The organism is Bradyrhizobium sp. USDA 4341 (genome assembly GCF_054063755.1).
Genome location: NZ_JBSSGO010000002.1, coordinates 9,490,692 through 9,507,497 on the forward strand (window position 1 = coordinate 9,490,692; position 16,806 = coordinate 9,507,497).

Annotated in this window: 17 protein-coding genes; 15 read left to right on the forward strand and 2 right to left on the reverse strand. The window is 62.9% G+C overall.

The genetic code is table 11. The annotated features are described in order from the left end of the window. Positions 1 to 2 precede the first annotated feature (2 nt). From ACVIGB_RS49845 to ACVIGB_RS49890, 10 genes are all read left to right on the forward strand, one after another. Positions 3 to 1,061 carry a MipA/OmpV family protein gene (locus ACVIGB_RS49845; protein ID WP_456723702.1) on the forward strand — a complete coding sequence of 353 codons (1,059 nt, stop codon included), beginning with the start codon at positions 3 to 5 and terminating at the stop codon, positions 1,059 to 1,061. A gap of 27 nt (positions 1,062 to 1,088) precedes the next feature. Continuing rightward, on the forward strand, positions 1,089 to 2,309 hold the full coding sequence (locus tag ACVIGB_RS49850) for a saccharopine dehydrogenase family protein (RefSeq protein WP_456723701.1): 1,221 nt from the start codon (positions 1,089 to 1,091) through the stop codon (positions 2,307 to 2,309). A 1-nt stretch (position 2,310) separates the two neighbouring features. Further along, a complete protein-coding gene (locus tag ACVIGB_RS49855; protein ID WP_456749360.1) occupies positions 2,311 to 2,934 on the forward strand; it encodes a hypothetical protein in 624 nt (207 codons plus the stop codon). A gap of 19 nt (positions 2,935 to 2,953) precedes the next feature. Beyond that, positions 2,954 to 3,547: a TetR/AcrR family transcriptional regulator gene (locus ACVIGB_RS49860; protein WP_456723699.1), complete on the forward strand. Its 594-nt coding sequence runs from the start codon at positions 2,954 to 2,956 to the stop codon at positions 3,545 to 3,547. Between the two features lie 83 nt (positions 3,548 to 3,630). Continuing rightward, positions 3,631 to 5,094 (forward strand): flavin-containing monooxygenase, encoded by a 1,464-nt coding sequence (locus ACVIGB_RS49865; RefSeq protein WP_456723698.1) that lies wholly within the window; start codon positions 3,631 to 3,633, stop codon positions 5,092 to 5,094. Between the two features lie 21 nt (positions 5,095 to 5,115). After that, a complete protein-coding gene (locus ACVIGB_RS49870) occupies positions 5,116 to 5,943 on the forward strand; it encodes a helix-turn-helix transcriptional regulator (RefSeq protein WP_456723697.1) in 828 nt (275 codons plus the stop codon). An 800-nt stretch (positions 5,944 to 6,743) separates the two neighbouring features. After that, complete coding sequence (locus ACVIGB_RS49875) at positions 6,744 to 7,718, forward strand: ArdC family protein (RefSeq protein WP_456723696.1); 975 nt, start codon at positions 6,744 to 6,746, stop codon at positions 7,716 to 7,718. A gap of 142 nt (positions 7,719 to 7,860) precedes the next feature. Continuing rightward, the gene (locus ACVIGB_RS49880) at positions 7,861 to 8,466 is read left to right on the forward strand and encodes a ParB/RepB/Spo0J family partition protein (protein ID WP_456749416.1); all 606 of its coding nucleotides are present in this window, start codon (positions 7,861 to 7,863) and stop codon (positions 8,464 to 8,466) included. Positions 8,467 to 8,569: 103 nt separating this feature from the next. Continuing rightward, on the forward strand, positions 8,570 to 8,716 hold the full coding sequence (locus ACVIGB_RS49885; protein ID WP_456670018.1) for a hypothetical protein: 147 nt from the start codon (positions 8,570 to 8,572) through the stop codon (positions 8,714 to 8,716). A 53-nt stretch (positions 8,717 to 8,769) separates the two neighbouring features. Continuing rightward, entirely contained in the window at positions 8,770 to 9,357 is a 588-nt protein-coding gene (locus ACVIGB_RS49890; RefSeq protein WP_456723695.1) for a thermonuclease family protein, read from the forward strand. A 420-nt stretch (positions 9,358 to 9,777) separates the two neighbouring features. On the opposite strand, the gene ACVIGB_RS49895 is transcribed toward ACVIGB_RS49890, so the two are convergent. Next, complete coding sequence (locus ACVIGB_RS49895) at positions 9,778 to 10,041, reverse strand: hypothetical protein (protein WP_456723694.1); 264 nt, start codon at positions 10,039 to 10,041, stop codon at positions 9,778 to 9,780. A 396-nt stretch (positions 10,042 to 10,437) separates the two neighbouring features. Here ACVIGB_RS49895 and ACVIGB_RS49900 point away from each other — a divergent pair, with 396 nt between their 5' ends. The 5 genes from ACVIGB_RS49900 (at position 10,438) to rlxS (ending at position 14,997) form a co-directional block, all read left to right on the forward strand. Beyond that, entirely contained in the window at positions 10,438 to 10,761 is a 324-nt protein-coding gene (locus tag ACVIGB_RS49900; RefSeq protein ID WP_456723693.1) for a DUF736 domain-containing protein, read from the forward strand. 100 nt (positions 10,762 to 10,861) lie between these two features. Beyond that, entirely contained in the window at positions 10,862 to 11,680 is an 819-nt protein-coding gene (locus ACVIGB_RS49905) for a DNA -binding domain-containing protein (protein WP_456723692.1), read from the forward strand. Positions 11,681 to 11,937: 257 nt separating this feature from the next. Further along, positions 11,938 to 12,156: a helix-turn-helix domain-containing protein gene (locus ACVIGB_RS49910; RefSeq protein ID WP_456723691.1), complete on the forward strand. Its 219-nt coding sequence runs from the start codon at positions 11,938 to 11,940 to the stop codon at positions 12,154 to 12,156. A gap of 40 nt (positions 12,157 to 12,196) precedes the next feature. Then, positions 12,197 to 12,685, forward strand: a complete 489-nt coding sequence (locus ACVIGB_RS49915) for a S26 family signal peptidase (RefSeq protein WP_456723690.1) — start codon at positions 12,197 to 12,199, stop codon at positions 12,683 to 12,685. Between the two features lie 341 nt (positions 12,686 to 13,026). Continuing rightward, entirely contained in the window at positions 13,027 to 14,997 is a 1,971-nt protein-coding gene (gene rlxS, locus ACVIGB_RS49920) for a relaxase/mobilization nuclease RlxS (protein ID WP_456723689.1), read from the forward strand. 230 nt (positions 14,998 to 15,227) lie between these two features. Here rlxS and ACVIGB_RS49925 read toward each other — a convergent pair whose 3' ends face one another. Beyond that, the gene (locus ACVIGB_RS49925; protein WP_456723688.1) at positions 15,228 to 16,331 is read right to left on the reverse strand and encodes a Fic family protein; all 1,104 of its coding nucleotides are present in this window, start codon (positions 16,329 to 16,331) and stop codon (positions 15,228 to 15,230) included. Positions 16,332 to 16,806 lie beyond the last annotated feature (475 nt).

Genomic DNA, 16,806 nt, shown 5'->3' on the forward strand with positions numbered 1-16,806 from the left:
GCATGGCGAGGCCTGCGGCCTCGACGACACCGCAGGCCGTTATCGACATCGAAGCGGCGACGAATGCGGATCGATCGGATGCGGACGCGGGTGCGGCGTCAGGCGCGCGTAGCAAGGACAGCAAAGCGCTGAAGCAAGATGCCGAAGGGCGGCCACACGCGAAGCCGCGATCCCCCGCAGCGAGCGCGACGCCGCCAGGTTCATTGGCGCCAGCGACCGTGACTTTCGCGGCGGCCGGCGACGCTGTAGCCAATGCGGAGCCGGCAGCCGCCGTGACGCTGCCGGACGAGCCGTCGGGCCTCAAGGTCGAGGGTCACATCGGTGCACGGCTCAGCAATCAGAGTGAGTATGAGGGTGCGAAGGGGCGCAAGACGTTTGCCGCGCCGGACTTCAACATTACCTTCAACGACCGCTTCTTCTTCAGCATTACCGACAATATGGGGCTGGACATCGGCGCGGACGCCAAGCCGCAGGTTGGCGTCTATATGGTGAGCACCGAGGCGCTGAAGGTCGGTCTCGCTCTGACCTATGAAAGCGCTTTCGACAAGAAAGTCGAGAACTCGATCTACGGCGCGGACGCGATTGTCGCGCCGGATCTACGGGTATTTGCGACCTACACGTTCGGCAACAGCCAGGTCGCGGCGCGCTATTCCCGCGTTCTCGGCGGATCGCAGAGCGAGAAACTGTCGATGGGCGCATTTCATTTGTTCGAACTGCGTCCGGATCTCACGCTGACCGTCGGCGGCTCGGTCACCTGGGCTAACCAAAAGGCGGTCGATGCGCTCTTCGATCCGATGACGACAGTGTCCGACGGTTTCGGAGGCACGATCACCGGGCGCGCATCGGAGCTCATCGAGCTCGCTGGTGGCGTGGCGAAGCGCCCGTCGGCCGGCATCAAGAGCGTCGATGCGATTGTCGACCTGGAATACTGGATCGACAAGACCCTGTCGGTCGAGCTGCTCGGCGGTATCGTCTATCTCACCGACAATGTCCGGGGCACGCCTGTGGTGGAAACGCCCTGGGTCTCCGGCGTGTCCGCCATCGTCAAGCACCATTTCTAGCAGCCTCTTACCTTGAAAGGCCCGAATATGAGCCAAGACAACAAACTGCTGGTTCTCGGAGGAGCTGGCGCGATGGGCCGAGTCGCAGTGAAGACCCTGCTGGGCACGAGGACATTCGGATCGATCACGATCGCCGACCGCGCTTTCCAGGCTGCGCGGCAGCTCAGCTATGAGCTAGGCGATTCGCGGATCAAGGCGACCGGACTCGACGTCAACGACGCCAACGATCTGCACGCGGCGCTTCAGGGCGCCGACGTCGTGATCTCGACCGTCGGCCCGTACTACCGGTTCGGTACCACCGTGCTCAAGGCCGCGATCGCCGCCGGCACGCACTATCTCGATATCTGCGACGACTGGCAGCCGACCATCGACCTGTTGGCCCTGGATGACGAGGCGAGGGCGGCGGGGATCACCGCGATCATCGGCGCCGGCGCAAGTCCCGGGATCTCGAACCTGTTGGCCGTGAAGGCGGCGGCCGAATTCGACCGCGTCGATACGCTGCATACGGTCTGGGGCACCGGCAAGCGCTCCGCCGACGACGATGTGGCGGAGAACAGCGCCGTGCTTCATCATTTCCTGGCGATGCTGATCGGCCGCATCCGGGTGCATCGCGAGGGGGCGCTGGTCGATGTGCGCCCGCTGCAGCGCCTGCGTATCGACTACCCGGGCATTGGCCGAGTGCCGGTGCACACTATCGGGCACCCCGAGCCGATCTCGCTGCCGCGCCGCTTTCCGACGCTTCGCCACAGCGTGAACGCGATGGATATGCCACGGGGAATTATCTCGGTGCTCCGGTCGATGACCCGGCAGATCGAGGAGAAGGGCATCCCCTTCGACGACGCGGTTGCCTATTTGGGAAAAGTGTTCGCCCAGAGCGACACGCTGGGGTTCGGCGCTGCGCTGAAGGAGGCGGCCCGCTTCACCTGGGGCGCCGGCGTTGAGATCGTCACCCGAAAAAAATATCTCCCCATGCTGTCGGCCTATGCCGAGGGCATCCGGCAAGACCAGCGCCTGCGGGTCGGGGTGTCAATGCGCGGTGAAATTCCGGGCGGCATGGCGAGCGCTACCTGCATTCCAACCGCGATCATGACCGAGATGCTCATGGCCGGGGAAGTGGACCGCCGCGGCGCCTTCGCTCCGGAAGCGGGCGTCGATCCCGATCGGTTCTTCCGACGGCTCGCGCCATTCACCACCACGCCGGCGCTGGAGGGGGCATTGTTGCGAACCGTGCGAGAGGAGGCGGCCTGAGATGAGTACTATTGTGAGCGAACCAGTGAAGGCAGCCCGCAAGCGTGGCGTTGGCCGTTGGTGTCTGCGGCAGATCAACCAAAAGAACTATCCGGCTGCGATGTCGGCGCTGGTCGACGCCATCTTCGTCGTACCCATTGTGTGCGTCATTGCCCTGATCGAGTACTGGGATGCCTCAACCATCCTGCTCTACGTCCCGACGCCGGACCTTTCCGGCAAATCATTCGCGGAGATCGTCACGGCACTGGTATCGTCGACCGAGGAAAACGTGTTCGACGAGATCTATGGCGGCCTGATCGTGTCTTGGGCGTATTCGTTGTTCGCCTATGGTTGGATGATCAAACAGCGCCGGGCGGGTCGGTTCGCCCCGCCGCTGCCGCGGAGCGCGAAGTGGTTCTGGCCGGGGTTTTGCTGGCTGACTGGCACGCTGATCCTCTGGGTGGTGGCTACGGTGGTGGCACAAGACCAAATCGAAAGTTACTGCGAACAGGCAGGCCTCGATACCTCCCTCACGGTGGCCCGGTCGCTGGCGATCATTGCTGCAACGTCGAGCTTGATCCAGTATACGTTCAGTTATGTGATCGTATCGACGGCCTTCCGGATTCGCGGCCGGCGGTCGGACTAGCTCGGCGGGATGGGACCAGATGAGACAGTTGTCGGAGAATCAGCGCGCCCGGCGGGCGGACGTTGTGGAGTGTGCCTGGCGCGTGATCATCAGGGACGGTGTCGACCGCACGAGCATCCGTTCCATCGCCCAGGAGCTCGGCGGCACCACTGGCATCGTCACCCACTACTTTCGCGACAAGGACGAACTGCTGCTGTTCGCGCTGGACCGCGTGATCAAGGCGATGCAGCAGGTCGAGTTTCCGGAGAAAAAGTCGGATCTGACCATGAAGAACGTGGTGTCGTGCTGGCTGACGATTCTCCCGACGTCGAAGGACAGCAAGGACAATTGGCGGGTGTGGACCGCGTTCATGGGCTATGCGGTGGGACGAGAAAAGCTGATGGCGGAGTACCGTAAGCATCACAGCGAGCAAATCGCCGAGGTGACGAAGGGGTTTGCCAGCATGAGGGCCGCCGGGCTTCTGACCCCGAAAGGCAACGACCGCGACGATGCGATCGGATGTCTGGCGTTGATCGACGGCCTCGGCATGGCGTGGGTCATCAACCCCGACCGCTATCCAGAGCGGGTGTTCCGCACCGTGCTGAACGATTTCTACGCGGCGCGCACGCCCTGAGTCGGCCTCCGCGACGGGAGGATTCAGGTCAGATTTGCATAACAACAGTTGTCATAGTTGCGTGTGAGCGCGTGGAGATGAAGGTGCAGTCAGCAGAACCAGAGATCGACCAGGAGATCATTATTGTCGGGACCGGCTTCTCCGGGCTCGGCATGGCGATCGCGCTGATCCGGGCAGGCATCACCAGCTTTCTGGTGCTGGAGCGGGGGAGCGAGATCGGCGGGACCTGGCGGGACAATCACTATCCGGGCGCCGCCTGCGACATCCCCTCGCACCTGTACTCATTCTCCTTCGAAGGCAAGCCGGACTGGTCACGCAAATATCCGCGGCAGCCCGAGATCAAGGCCTACATGCAGCAAACCGCGCGCAAATACGGCGTGCTTGATTATGTGCGATTCAACACGACCTTTCGCGGCGCACGGTTCGAGGCGTCCGAGGGAAAATGGCATATCGACTGCGGCGCGAGCAGGTTTCGCTGCCGCTTCCTGGTGCTGGCCACCGGCGGGCTCAGCGAGCCGGCGATCCCCGCATTGAACGGCGCGGCCGATTTCTCCGGCCCCTCGTTTCACTCAGCGGCCTGGAATCACACCGTCACGCTGGACGGCAAGCGGGTCGCGGTTGTCGGCACGGGAGCGAGCGCGATCCAGTTCGTGCCGGAAATCGCGTCGCGTGTGAAACAGCTGGACGTCTATCAGCGAACGCCGCCCTGGGTCGTGCCGCGCCCCGACCGTCTGTTCACCCGTGCGGAAAAGTTCATCTTCGGCGCGGTGCCGTTCGTCCGAAAATTGTATCGCGAGTTGATCTTTTGGCACAACGAGTACCAAGGGATCGGCATCTTCAAGCCGCAGCTGATGAAAGGAGCGGAAGCTCTCGCACGGCGACATATCGAAGCCCAGGTCGCGGATCCGGCCCTGCGGGAGCGGGTCACGCCGCGCTACGCGATGGGATGCAAGCGCATCCTCATTTCGAACGATTGGTATCCGGCGCTCAGCCGGCCGAATGTCTCGGTCATCAGTAGCGCTATCGCGGGCGTTGGTGCCAACGCGATCATCACGGCCGACGGCGTCGCGCGCGCCGCAGATGTAATCATCTACGGCACGGGGTTCCAGGCAACTGCGCTCCTGCAGAATGCGGATATCACCAACCACGACGGCGTCGCACTGAAGACACATTGGGCGAATGGCGGCGAAGCCTACCTCGGCACGAGCATCAAGGGATTCCCCAACCTGTTCACAATCACGGGGCCGAATACCGGGCTCGGGCACAACTCCATGATCTATATGATCGAGACCAATGTGAACCAGATCTGCGAGACCATCGCGGAGGCACGCCGGCGGAAAGCGGCCCGCGTGGAGGTCAAGCCGGAAGTTCACGATCGATATAACCGCGAGCTCCAGCGGGACCTGACCGGGACGGTCTGGAAGTCGGGCTGCAGAAGCTGGTATCAGACCGCTAGCGGCAAGATCACAACCCTATGGCCAGGGTTCTGCTTTCAGTTCGGGCGCCGGGCCAGGCACTTTCGGCGAGCCGACTACAACGTCGACTAGCTGGCGGGAGGTTGGCCGGAATTGTCGCAGCATGCGTGCGGACGCCCTATAGGTGACATCAAGAAGCTGCAGTCGACGGGCATCATATCGTTGCAGGATACTCGCAAATCAAACAAGTCGCTCTGTGTCATGATCACTTCCAGAGAGAAGGCTTTCTTTGAATATGTCGATGCGATCCAGGTCGCGGATGACGAAAAGGGAATTGAAGCAGCGGGGCGCCTGCTTGCGCGCGGCCTGGGGTTCAATTGGTTTGCTTATCTTCGATGTGACTGTGACGAGACGAAGATACTTACGTCTTATCCTGTTGCCTGGGTTCGGCGTTACGTCGAGGCCGACTATCAGAAGGTGGATCCCGTCGTCAGGCGAGCGCAGCTCGACAACGATATCTTTGGATGGGCGGTCACGCCCGCCGGTAGTCGGAAGGATTGTCGACAAAGCTGTTTCCGCAATGACGCCATGGCGTTTGGCATATCGACCGGAGTGACGGTGCCAATCAAGTGCGGCTTTGGTCGAATTGCGGCCTTCACGATGGCGTCAAGCGACGAGTCGCAGCGAGCGGTTATCGAAGAGGTGGCATTGCTCGTTCGTGTCGCCGCCATCTACTTCCATGCACGCTGCACCGGCATCGACAAAATCAAGCGGTTGCCATCTGACCGTCAGCTAACTCAACGCGAGCGATTGTGTCTCGCCTGGGCAGCCCAGGGGAAGACCGTGACTGACACCGCTTTGCTGATGAGTATCGCTCCCCGAACGGTCTCGTTTCATCTTGATAACGCCAGGGCCAAGTTGAATTGTCTGACTATCGCGCATTGCGTGGCCGAGGCGTTTCGTCACGGAATTCTCGTGTAGGCGTTGAATCTCCTGTGTCTCAGCTTAGTCATTAATTGCTTGGCGCGGATCGACTCCGATAATTGACCGGCATGGCCACGACTGGCTGTACGGGGCATCATTCCGACCAGCGCTTGTCAGACCGCATCAGAAGGGAGCCGAGGTCTTCGAGATATCGAGGTATGCCGGCGGGTCTCGTGGATGTTGGACGTAGCGTAAGGCAGTCAAAATCCTGCGCGTTCGACCGGTTTGCCGCCCGACGAGCTCTTGTGAACCGAGCCCGCTGACGCGGTCTGCAGCCTTCGGCTTCGATCCCTGGCGGAAGCCGTTGGCGAGCTCTTCGCCGGGTAGTCGTTCCCAACATCCACGCCAACGGCGGCGCTATGCCGCCGACGCTTCTGCGACTTTCCTCTAACGGGCCGCAGGGCCGCGAATGGTCTCCGCGTACGCTCTTGCCCATGCGCCGTTATTCTGAGGACCAGATCAGCCTGCGGCTGACGTTGATCATAGGTTCGGGGCGCGAACTCAACGGTCGTCGAGGACGAAGCGGCTATGGAGCCAGCCGCGAGCGGCCGGCAAGTTATTGGGCGGTCCAGCGTCGGCGGTGTGGGCGGCACTCCCGTATAGCCCCGAACCGGCAAGCCGCAACCGCGGGGTCGTGAAAGTCGCCGCTGACGAAAATGCCGATCCCCGCGGTCCTCCGCTGCGCTTCGGCCGTTCCGGTGCGGCTTGCCTCTGCGTTCGGGGCTGGCCGGTCGCTCTTCGCCGCCCACCCCGCCTTTCCGGGGCAGGGCGCGGAAGAAGAGCGAACGGAGATCATCATGTCGAAGCGTGCCGCGCGCGATCGCGCGACCAAGGCGAAGCCGAGCCTCTATGAAGACGTCACCGCGCGGATCATCGCGGATCTGGAGGCGGGCATATTCCCTTGGGCGCAGCCTTGGGGCGCCACCACGAAGAATGCCTTGCTCGGATTGCCGCGCAATGCGGCGACCGGCAGCAGCTATTCCGGGATCAATATCCTGATCCTGTGGAAACGGCTGTTCGATGGAGGCTTCGCCTCGCAGCGGTGGCTCACCTTCCGGCAGGCGACGGCTCTGGGCGGGACCGTGCGCAAGGGCGAGCGGGGAGTCGGGGTCTGCTATGCCGACAAGTTCGTCCCCAGGGATCGCCGAAGCGAACCCGGCGATCCGGTGGCGGCGCAAGGCGACGGGCACGAAGCCGAGGCGATCCCGTTCCTGCGCCGCTACATCGTGTTCAACGTCGCGCAATGCGAGGGACTTCCCGATCGTTGCCTGGAATCTGCGCCGGAATTGCCGGAGCGTCAGATCGTGCCGGAAGCGGAAGCGCTCGCGCGCGCGACGCTTGCCGACATCCGTCACGGCGGCGATCAGGCGTTCTATGCCCCGCGCGAAGACGTGGTTTGCCTGCCGCCACAACCGGCTTTCTTTGACCAGATCAACTATTACCGCACGCTGTTTCATGAACTCGGGCACTGGACCGGCCATCATCGCCGGCTGAACCGCGATCAGAGTGGGGCCTTCGGGTCAAAGCTCTATGCCGCAGAGGAACTGGTCGCCGAGATGACGGCGGCATTCATCTGCGCATCGCTCTCGATCGTGCCGACCGTTCGGCATGCCGACTACATCGGCAGCTGGATCGATGTGCTGCGCGCGGACAATCGCGCGATCTTTCGCGCCGCGAGCAGGGCCTCGAAGGCCGCCGACTTCCTGCTGGGCTTCCGTGCACCGGTCGCACCGGTCGCCGAAGACCAGGCGAGGGACAGGCAGGAGGCTTAGCGCCTCCCGTCACCGCCGCAAGAGCTGGCCCCAGCGCAACCCATGGCCTCCCGAAATCGGGCTCGTCGGCGAGGCTGCTCCCAACTGTTGAGCCTGCACCACAACGTCAACCGAAGGAGATAAGACAATAGACCTGCAACACATTCCGCTGAGCAACCTCATGGTCGCTACCGTCAATGTCCGCCATGGGCGCAAATTGCCCGACGTTTCCGACATCCTGCCGTCGATCCGCGCGCGCGGCGTGCTGCAGCCGCTCTTGGTGCGGCCCAATGGAGTCGGCTTCGAGATCATTGCAGGGCGGCGGCGCTACTTTGCCGCGAGCAAGGCCGCCGAAGAGAAGGGCGTTGCGCCGGACGAGGTACTGCTGCCGCGCGCCGTGACGGCTGGTGGCGACGACACCGGCGCGATGGAAGCCTCCCTGATCGAGAACGTCGCGGGCGAGCCCATGGACGAACTTCAGGAGTATGAGGCCTTCGCCAGGCTGCTCAAGCAGGGCCGCAAGGTGGAGGAGATCGCCGCGACGTTCGGCGTGACCGAGCTTCGGGTCAAGCGGCGGCTCGCAATCGCGGGCCTGCAACCAAAGATCAAGGAGGCGTTTCGCCAGGGCGGGATCGAGAGCGAAGACCCGCGCCTCCTCATACGTCGGCGACCAGGAGCCAGCAAAAGGAGTGGGTCGATGTGCCTGACCCCGCCGATTCGGCTGCGGCGGCCCCCGCCGCAGCCGCCTTCGGGAGAGCCCGAGTCGTGAATCAAACCCTAACACCCCGGAAAATAAGCCTGAGGCGCGAGCCCCGCGACTCAGACTATGAGTCCGGCTCGATCCACGGAAGGAACTGGACGGAGCCGAGCCCATGCAAAATGCATTCAGCGTCTTTGTTGACGGCAGTGCCATGGTGAAGCGGTGCGTTGTACAGGTTCTGATCGGAGGGACGACGCTGACCGCGACCGTCGTGGTGCTGGCGCGGGTCGCTTCCTCCCTGAGCGTTGGCACGCCATAGCGCGTGGTTCTGACAAGTGGAAACCGGGTCTTCGTGAGGATTTGGCTAGCTGGATGATGTCGCCAGAGTTGGTCTTCGTTCGGTTGAATCAGGTGTTGGGATGGCGGCCGTTTGTGAGCTGCGCGCTCGCATTGCTGGTGATCGCCACAACGCCGGCGAACCAGGCGCGCGCAGGCGACGTGACCGGGCAAGCGAGCGTCATTGACGGCGATACCATCGAAATCCATGGTGCGCGCGTGCGCCTTTGCGGGATCGACGCCCCCGAGCACGACCAGCTCTGCCACGACCGGCGCGGCGAGCGCTATCGCTGCGGGCAAGTGGCGTCGAACGCGCTCGCCGAGTTCATCGGCAGGCAAGTGGTCGCGTGTGTCGAGGTCGACCGCGACCGCTACCGCCGAACGGTTGCCGTCTGCACCGTCGGAAGGATCGACCTTGCGGACTGGCTGGTGCGCGGCGGGCTCGCGATCGACTGGCCACGCTACAGCAGGGGCGACTACGCGCCCGCCGAAATCGAGGCGCGAGGCAAACAGGTCGGCATGTGGGCTGGACGATTTGTCGAGCCCTGGCGCTACCGGCAATGCATCGGCGCGGGAGGCCGCCCTGAGGGCTGTTCCGCTGCAGGAATCGGCGAGCGGCGATAACGCGCGAAGCCATCAGGGGCACATCATCCGGTCCGGTGAGAATGACGGCCGGAGCCAAAGGCTCTGAAAAACCGGACCCATGTGCATCAATTCAGTGGCTGCTCGAGCCGTGTGCACATGGGGCCGGTCTGATCGTCGCCGCGTCCTCGGACGAACATCTTGCGATGCGTCCGGTATAACCATCACGATGGTTCGCGATTCCGCGGCGGCTTGGGCGTGCGAAAACCGCGCGCTACTTCTTCATCTTCTTGGTCTTCTTCGCGACCTTCTTGGTCGCCTTCGCCGTCTTTTTCGCCTTCTTCGCTTTCTTGGCCATGTCGTCCTCGTGGTTTGATTGGCTTGACGAATGCGCGGACGCCGTGAGCCGGTGCGCGCGCCATCAAGCTAATATGAAACTAGCAAAATTGATACCACGTTGGGTTAACGCACTGGTTGAAGTGTCGCGACCTCGCCGATGATGAGCAGTGCAAGGCCTCTCGCTGATGTCAGGGCATGCAATGTTTGCGATCCGCAGACGGTGATGAAGCGTTTTGATTTGTCAACGTGCCAGCGGCGCGGGCCGCGATTGGCGTAGGGCTTGCGCGGTCCGAACTCGGGAGCCGCGAGCGACAGGCTCACATAGTCCTTGCGGCTGTTTCTCGGCACCGGCTCGCCGAGCGCCAGTCGCGATGCATCTGATGACAACGTGGAAACCCGGGTGAGTACCCGCGCTCTTGTCGCGGTTCGGCCCGATTCCGGCGATGCGCTATTGGACAATCTCCACTCTTGTCGAGACGCGCCGCCCTGGGGCCAACCGGCGCAGTCACGGACTGTACTGTGTGAGCCTCAAAGGTTCGATCTCCTGCTTGTGGGCTTGACGACCTATGGGAAGCGCTCCGCCAGCCAAAACCCTCGCCATCTCCTTTTTTCCCCGCCGGTCCCTGCGGTCCCGGCTCCTCGCGGCCGCTGCGCTTCAAAAAACTCGCCTCCTCGGGTGCGCCGCTATCGCTTCGCCCCTGACGGGTTCGGTGGCGTTTCGCTTCCCATGACGGTCTCGCCATCGCAGGGGATCGGCCTCTGCGTCATCAAAGGAGACAGACCATGACTGCGATCGGATACGTCACCAGGAACGAGAACGGCGGCTACAAGGGCCAGCTCAAGACCGTGTCCATCCGGGCCGACATCGACATCGTGCCGAACCGCGACAAGACCGCGGACACTCACCCGGACTTTCGGGTCGTCACCCAGGGCGTCGAGATCGGCGCAGGCTGGATCCGCCGCGGGGAAAACAGCCGCAAGGATTATGTGAGCCTGTCGCTGGCGGCTCCCGAGTTTGGCCCGCGCAAGCTCTACGCCAACCTCGGCCGTGCCGCCGGTCAGGACGACGAGAACGTTTTCGCACTGATCTGGAACCCGGCGGATTGATGCGCTCCGGCCCCCGCGGGTGCTCTCCGCGGGGGCCGCTCTCTTGCCCCAATTGGGCAGAACGATCACCTGCTCAACTAAAAAGCGAGTCGAGGCGCCGTTGAACCTGCCCCAGCACAGACAGCGCCTGCCGCCAAGTTGCGAGGCGGTCTCCTGCGACACGGACGGCTACGACGCGTCCGACTGGGCATGGGAATTCTTGCGGCGGAACGCCGACTATGCCGCGGACTGGCGGAGCTCGGTTCCACAACGTCTCGTGGTGACGACGCTTTGCGACGGCACACGGCTGTTGCGGCTGCCGCGGCGGTTTCCGCGCGCAGAAAAATGGGGACTCCATGCCTTTGCCGATCCGATGAAATGCGCCCGCGGGACGCCGGTGTTCTGGCATCCGGACGCCCTGCGGCGGACCGTCCGGCTGCGGGCGCGGCCGCTTGCTGAGGGGAACGGCGCGCCGCCGCGCTCGCTTGCCGACTTCAAGGTTGCGCGCGATGCGGTGATCGATGCCGATGGCGCATCGTTGGTCTTGTTGAAGGGCAGGGGTATTCATGTCGCCCTCGACATCCGCGGGCTTGCGGTGCTGACGAGATCGTTTGCGCCGGCCTTCGAGCTCGAGGGCCTTTCCGATCTTTCAGCCCAGACCGAGCTCTTGAAGCGGCTGCTGCGCTTCATGGAGCCGGAATCCGCCGTGCCGCAGAGAGCATCGTTAGGCTCGGACGAGCGGCTGCGTCATGCGCTGATCGCGCTCGACGAGAACCTCAAAGGCAAGACATACCGGCAGATCGCGATCACGATCTTCGGGCCGAAGATGGTCGCCGACGAATGGCTCGGCCCAAGCCAGTTCCTGAAGGACCGCACCCGGCGGCTGGTCGCCAAAGGCAATGAGCTGATGAAGGGCGGCTACCGCGACCTGCTCGGCTAAGCGCGATCAAATTGGTTTGAATCGTCATCGAGCCTTTAGCGCTTTGTTTGAGCATGATCTGTTCGGAAAGGTGCGAAGCGGTTCTCCGGATCATGCTTTAGCGCCTTTGCCTTCCGCTTGCTTGATCAGCCTTGCCGGCCAGGGATGGCAAATCAGGCCGCACGATTTTCGCCACTTCGATTCACGCACTCAATCTGACGACGCTTCCCCTTGCGTCCCGCCCCTCGAGCGGGCGCGCAGCAAGGGACAGCTCGCAGATGACTAAAATCGAAGACAGACAGCCCGACAAGCCGTTTCTGAACACAGTGGAGGCCGCAGCCTGGCTCAGGCTCACCAAGAACACCCTGGAAAAGATGCGGGTACACGGACGAGGCCCAACCTATCGCAAGCATGGCCGTTATGTCCGCTATCACATCGAGGACCTCGTCGAATGGTCGCAGGCGAGCAAGCGGAGGTCGACCTCCGATGCGGACTAGACATCATCGCCTGTGGCTTAGGACCACGATCGTTGCAGCGATGTGCGGCGGCATCATCCTCTTGTTGCTGTCGGCCGCACCAGGCACGCCAATTCTGATCTTCAATGCCACCGGCAGTGCGCCGCTTGGCTTCTATTATCTGGAACAGAGATACCCAACGCGCGGCGAACTCGCCGTCTTCAGGCCGCCGCCCGCGATCGAGCTCCTGATCGTCGCCCATGAGATCCTGCCCGCGCCGGTACCGCTCCTCAAGACGGTTGTGGGCGTCGGTGGCGACGAAATATGCCGATCGAAGGGACTGGCAGATATGATCCTGATCGACGGCAAAGCTGTGGCGGAAGTCCAGGAGACGGATCATGCGGGCCGGGCGCTGCCGTCATGGGAGGGCTGCCTGCGGCTGGTCGAGGGAGAGTTTTTCCTGTTGCAGCCGCATCCGCTCTCGTTCGACTCACGCTACTTCGGGCCGGTCTTGAGGTGCGATATTCTGGGAGTGGCGCGACCGCTCTGGACCTGGAATCCGGATATCTGACCGGCTGGTCTTCGGCGATCGCGCGCGTCCAGACCTTGCGCGCGATCGTTCGGCAGGCTCGCGCCTTGCTCACTTCGCAGCATCGCTTGCGGACTGGCCAGGCAGCTTCTTCCAGCGAAATCAATGGCGCTACGAGGGAGGAGGAGAGCGCAAGATAAAAGAACTGGCGCTTCACCGTGCTCAAGTCCTTGTCTGCACATCCAGGAGTTGGCGACACCGCTAGCTGCGATGTCGCCAATTGCGGCTCAAGGGAATGCTGTCGTTCGTTGATTGCGTCTGCGACTTGGCGGCCGCTCATCAGCTTCACATATCCGCGGTCTTCGCAGCGGGGAGGTCGCGTCATGCATGGCGTCGATGACGACGAATTCGAAGTCAAGCTCGGCCGGATCGGCAATAGCAGAGCCAGGAAAGCAACCAGCTACCTGCGCCGCGTGCGGCAGGCGGCAGACAAGGCCGGCGTCAGTTCGCGCCGTGCGTCGAACTTCTCCGGTGGCCGGATCGGTCGGGGGCACGCGCAAGGCACTGTGTTGGCCGGGTCGGCGAGAGCCAAGGGCCAGCGCCGGGTCGTGATCAAGGCGCGCATCGTGCGCATTAAGGCCGGCAATGCCGGCGCCGTTCGCGCCCATTTGCGCTATGTGCAGCGCGACGGCGTCACGCGAGACGGTGAGCCGGGCGAGCTCTACGATGCCGCCGGCGATCGCGCCGACGGCAAGGCCTTCACGGAACGGAGCGAGGAAGATCGCCACCAGTTCCGGTTCATTGTGGGGCCCGAGGATGGCGCGGAACTCTCCGACCTAAAGCCCTTTGTCCGCGACCTGATGCGACAGATGGAGAGTGACCTCGGCACCAAGCTCGACTGGGTCGCAGCTGATCATTTCAACACGGGTCATCCCCATAGTCATATCGTCCTCCGCGGAAGGGACGACGAAGGGCAGGACCTCGTGATCGCCCGCGATTATATCTCTCACGGCCTGCGGGCGCGGGCCGCCGATCTGATCACGCGGGAGCTCGGCCCCGAGACGGAGATCGAGGTCGCACGCAAGCTCCAGCAGGAGGTGACGGCCGAGCGGTTCACGCGACTTGACCGGGCCATCGTGCGCGATGCGCCGGATGGCGCCCTTGAACTCAGCGCAGTGCCGGCGAGAGATCCAGCCTGGCAGGCCGCCCGGATGGGGCGACTACGAGCGCTCGAGCGGATGGGACTTGCGGAAGAGACCGATCCCGGCCAATGGCGGATCGATGCCGCGCTCGAGGCAAAGCTCAGGCGCATGGGCGAGCGGGGCGATATCATCAAGACCATGCATCGCGAGCTTGCCGCGGCCGGACTGTCGCGGGCCCCTGGCGGCTACACGATCTTCGATCCAGGACAGAGCAGCCAACGGCTGGTCGGGCGTGTCGTCGGTGAAGGGTTTGCGGACGAGCTGAAGGAGCGCCGCTATGTCGTCTTGGATGGCATCGACGGGCGGACGCACTATGCCGAGATCGGCAGTCTCGCCGGACAGGATGAGCCACCGGCCCGGAACACGATTATCGAGCTCAGCTCTCGCGCTGCGGAACCGCGCCAGATCGATCGAACCATCGCGAAGGTCGTCGCCGCGAATGACGGCCGTTACAGCGATCACCTTCATCGCCAGTTCGACCCGCAGGCCTCAAGCGAGTATGTCGCTTCCCATGTGCGGCGTCTGGAAGCGATGCGGCAGGAGGGCATGGTCAGCCGGCTCAGTGACGGGAGCTGGGCGGTGGGTGAAGATCACCTTGATCGGGCGCTTCAGTATGAGAGCCGCCAACGCGCCCACCATCCCGTGCGGGTTGCCGTGCTGTCATGGCAGAGGCTGGAGGATCTCCCGCAGGCGGTGGGCGCAACCTGGCTCGACCGTCAGCTTGTCGCCAAGAGGCGCGAGGCGATGGCGCCGAGCGGAATGGGTGCTGAGGTCGAGGCTGCCATGCGGGCGAGACGGCAATGGCTGATCGAGCAGGGGCTTGCGCGCGAGCAGGATGGTCAGGTGCGCTATGCGCGGGACCTGTTGCGGACGCTTGAGGCGCGTGAACTCGGACGGGCAGCCGCCGATATTGCGACGCGAACGGGACTTGAGCATCTCGACGTCAAGAGCGGCGACAGTCTCACTGGTGTCTACCGGCGCATGCTGACGCTGAACACCGGCCGCTATGCGCTGATCGAGCGGTCCCATGACTTCGCACTGGTGCCCTGGCGGCCGGTGCTGGAGAGGGCACGTGGGCAGTTGGTCACCGGCAGTGTGGGCGGTGAGGGCATATCCTGGTCGATCGGCATCAAGCGCGGGATCGGGCGCTAGCTCCGGGCGCTGGGCTGCCGGCGGGAGCCAGCTCGCTTCTTCGGCGAGGCGGTTCGCGCAAAGCTCTCGCAATCGCGCGCAACGTTGTGACTCTTGATGATTATACTATGTCCGCGAGAATAGTAGAACTCGCGGTGGAGGACTCCGCGTTGAGGACCGCTGGTTGCCCGGTGGACATCGCCGGGAACGCTGGACGGTCCAAGGGATGCGCTCGCCGCAGTCAACAGCATTCAAGCGGCAAGCGAATAGCTTGTACTTCGGCCTCCGCCCTCGTCCTTGGCGAGAATGCCCTGATCAACGAGGTCCTGAATGTCGCGCAAGGCAGTGTCGGGCGAGCACTTTTCTATCTTTGCCCATTTGCTCGATGTCAGCTTGCCCTCGAACCCGTCCAGCAGGCGGTTCAACATGTCGCGCTGCCGCTCATTGATCCGGGCTGTCGCATGCCGTTTCCAGAAGTCGGCTTTTTCAAGCACAGCTGCGAGAATGGTCTCAGCTCCAGTGAACGCGCGGTCGAGGCAGCCCAGGAACCATTCGAGCCACGGCGTGACGTTGAGGTCGCCCTTCTGGGTGCTCTCCAGCATGTCATAGTAGGTCTTCCGCTCGCTGCGTATCTGGGCCGACATGCTGTAGAAGCGCTGCGGAATTCCTTCAGAGCGGGCAAGGGACATGTCGGCGATGGCGCGCGCGATTCGTCCATTGCCATCCTCGAAGGGATGGATCGTCACGAACCACAGATGCGCGATCGCGGCCTTGATGACGGGATCAATCTTCTCCTCGGTGTTGTACCACTCCAGGAACGCGGTCATTTCAGCATCGAGCTTTTCGGCGGTCGGCGCCTCGTAATGGACGTGCTCACGACCATAATCGCCCGAGACAACCTGCATCGGTCCCGCCGACACATCTCGCCAGGCTCCCACCGTGATCTTCTTCAGGTTGCTGCGGCCCGTTGGGAAGAGTGAGGCTTGCCAGCCGAAGAGCCTCTCCGTGGTGAGCTCGGCTTTGAATTTCTGAGTGGCGTCGAGCATCATCTCGACAACACCTTCGACGTTGCGGTCTGCCGACGGCAAGGCGCCCGCGTCCATGCCAAGGCGACGCGCCAGCGAAGAGCGCACCGCATCCTTGTCGAGTTTCTCTCCCTCGATTTCGCTGGACTTGAGGACTTCTTCGGTCAGGGTAGTCAGGACAGCTTCTTCCTGCTGTGCAAAACCCAGGGTCTGCATCCGCCCTATGAGCTGGCCTTGCCGAAGCCGGACAGCCGCGAGCAGCTTCGCCAAGGCATCGACATCCCAGGAAAAGTGAGGCCAATCAGGCAGTTGGTGGATATATCCTGGCATTCTCCGCACTCCTTGCGGAGAATATGGAGACCATTCTCCGCATCCGCAAGCGAATTCGCCGCGATTTATGCGGAGAATAGGTGGCTGTTTCCCCGCCTCTAGCTAGTTGGACCCCTTAACGACCTCGCAAATCCGCTCACGCGTAAACGTCCTCGCGACGATCGCATAGCCATGAGCCCGGGATGGGGACGATGTGGGGTCACCACAGTGACAGCTGAGGGACCGCTCTCTCGCACGAAATTATACTCGCTTCACGGAATGAGTATAACCGGCCCCGTTTTCGGATTTTCAGCTGATGCCGAAGATTCAAGAACGAACGCCCAAACGAGGTCGTTCGATTCGCCCGCTTCTTTGCTTACAACGTCGGTGAGCTGAGCAATCAGCTGAGCCAGACGGTTGATCCAGTTTGATCATGCTCTTCACCTTCTATTGAGGCGCTTCCTCACCCACGCCGACGCTGGCGCACCGTCGATCT

Excerpts from the sequence above, each read along its gene's own strand:
- ACVIGB_RS49845 (WP_456723702.1), top strand. The coding sequence starts at position 3 with ATGGCGAGGCCTGCGGCCTCGACGACACCGCAGGCCGTTATCGACATC.
- ACVIGB_RS49850 (WP_456723701.1), top strand. The coding sequence starts at position 1,089 with ATGAGCCAAGACAACAAACTGCTGGTTCTCGGAGGAGCTGGCGCGATG.
- ACVIGB_RS49855 (WP_456749360.1), top strand. The coding sequence starts at position 2,311 with ATGAGTACTATTGTGAGCGAACCAGTGAAGGCAGCCCGCAAGCGTGGC.
- ACVIGB_RS49860 (WP_456723699.1), top strand. The coding sequence starts at position 2,954 with ATGAGACAGTTGTCGGAGAATCAGCGCGCCCGGCGGGCGGACGTTGTG.
- ACVIGB_RS49875 (WP_456723696.1), top strand. The coding sequence starts at position 6,744 with ATGTCGAAGCGTGCCGCGCGCGATCGCGCGACCAAGGCGAAGCCGAGC.
- ACVIGB_RS49885 (WP_456670018.1), top strand. The coding sequence starts at position 8,570 with ATGCAAAATGCATTCAGCGTCTTTGTTGACGGCAGTGCCATGGTGAAG.
- ACVIGB_RS49890 (WP_456723695.1), top strand. The coding sequence starts at position 8,770 with ATGATGTCGCCAGAGTTGGTCTTCGTTCGGTTGAATCAGGTGTTGGGA.
- ACVIGB_RS49900 (WP_456723693.1), top strand. The coding sequence starts at position 10,438 with ATGACTGCGATCGGATACGTCACCAGGAACGAGAACGGCGGCTACAAG.
- ACVIGB_RS49910 (WP_456723691.1), top strand. The coding sequence starts at position 11,938 with ATGACTAAAATCGAAGACAGACAGCCCGACAAGCCGTTTCTGAACACA.
- ACVIGB_RS49915 (WP_456723690.1), top strand. The coding sequence starts at position 12,197 with ATGTGCGGCGGCATCATCCTCTTGTTGCTGTCGGCCGCACCAGGCACG.
- rlxS (WP_456723689.1), top strand. The coding sequence starts at position 13,027 with ATGCATGGCGTCGATGACGACGAATTCGAAGTCAAGCTCGGCCGGATC.
- ACVIGB_RS49925 (WP_456723688.1), bottom strand. The coding sequence starts at position 16,331 with ATGCCAGGATATATCCACCAACTGCCTGATTGGCCTCACTTTTCCTGG.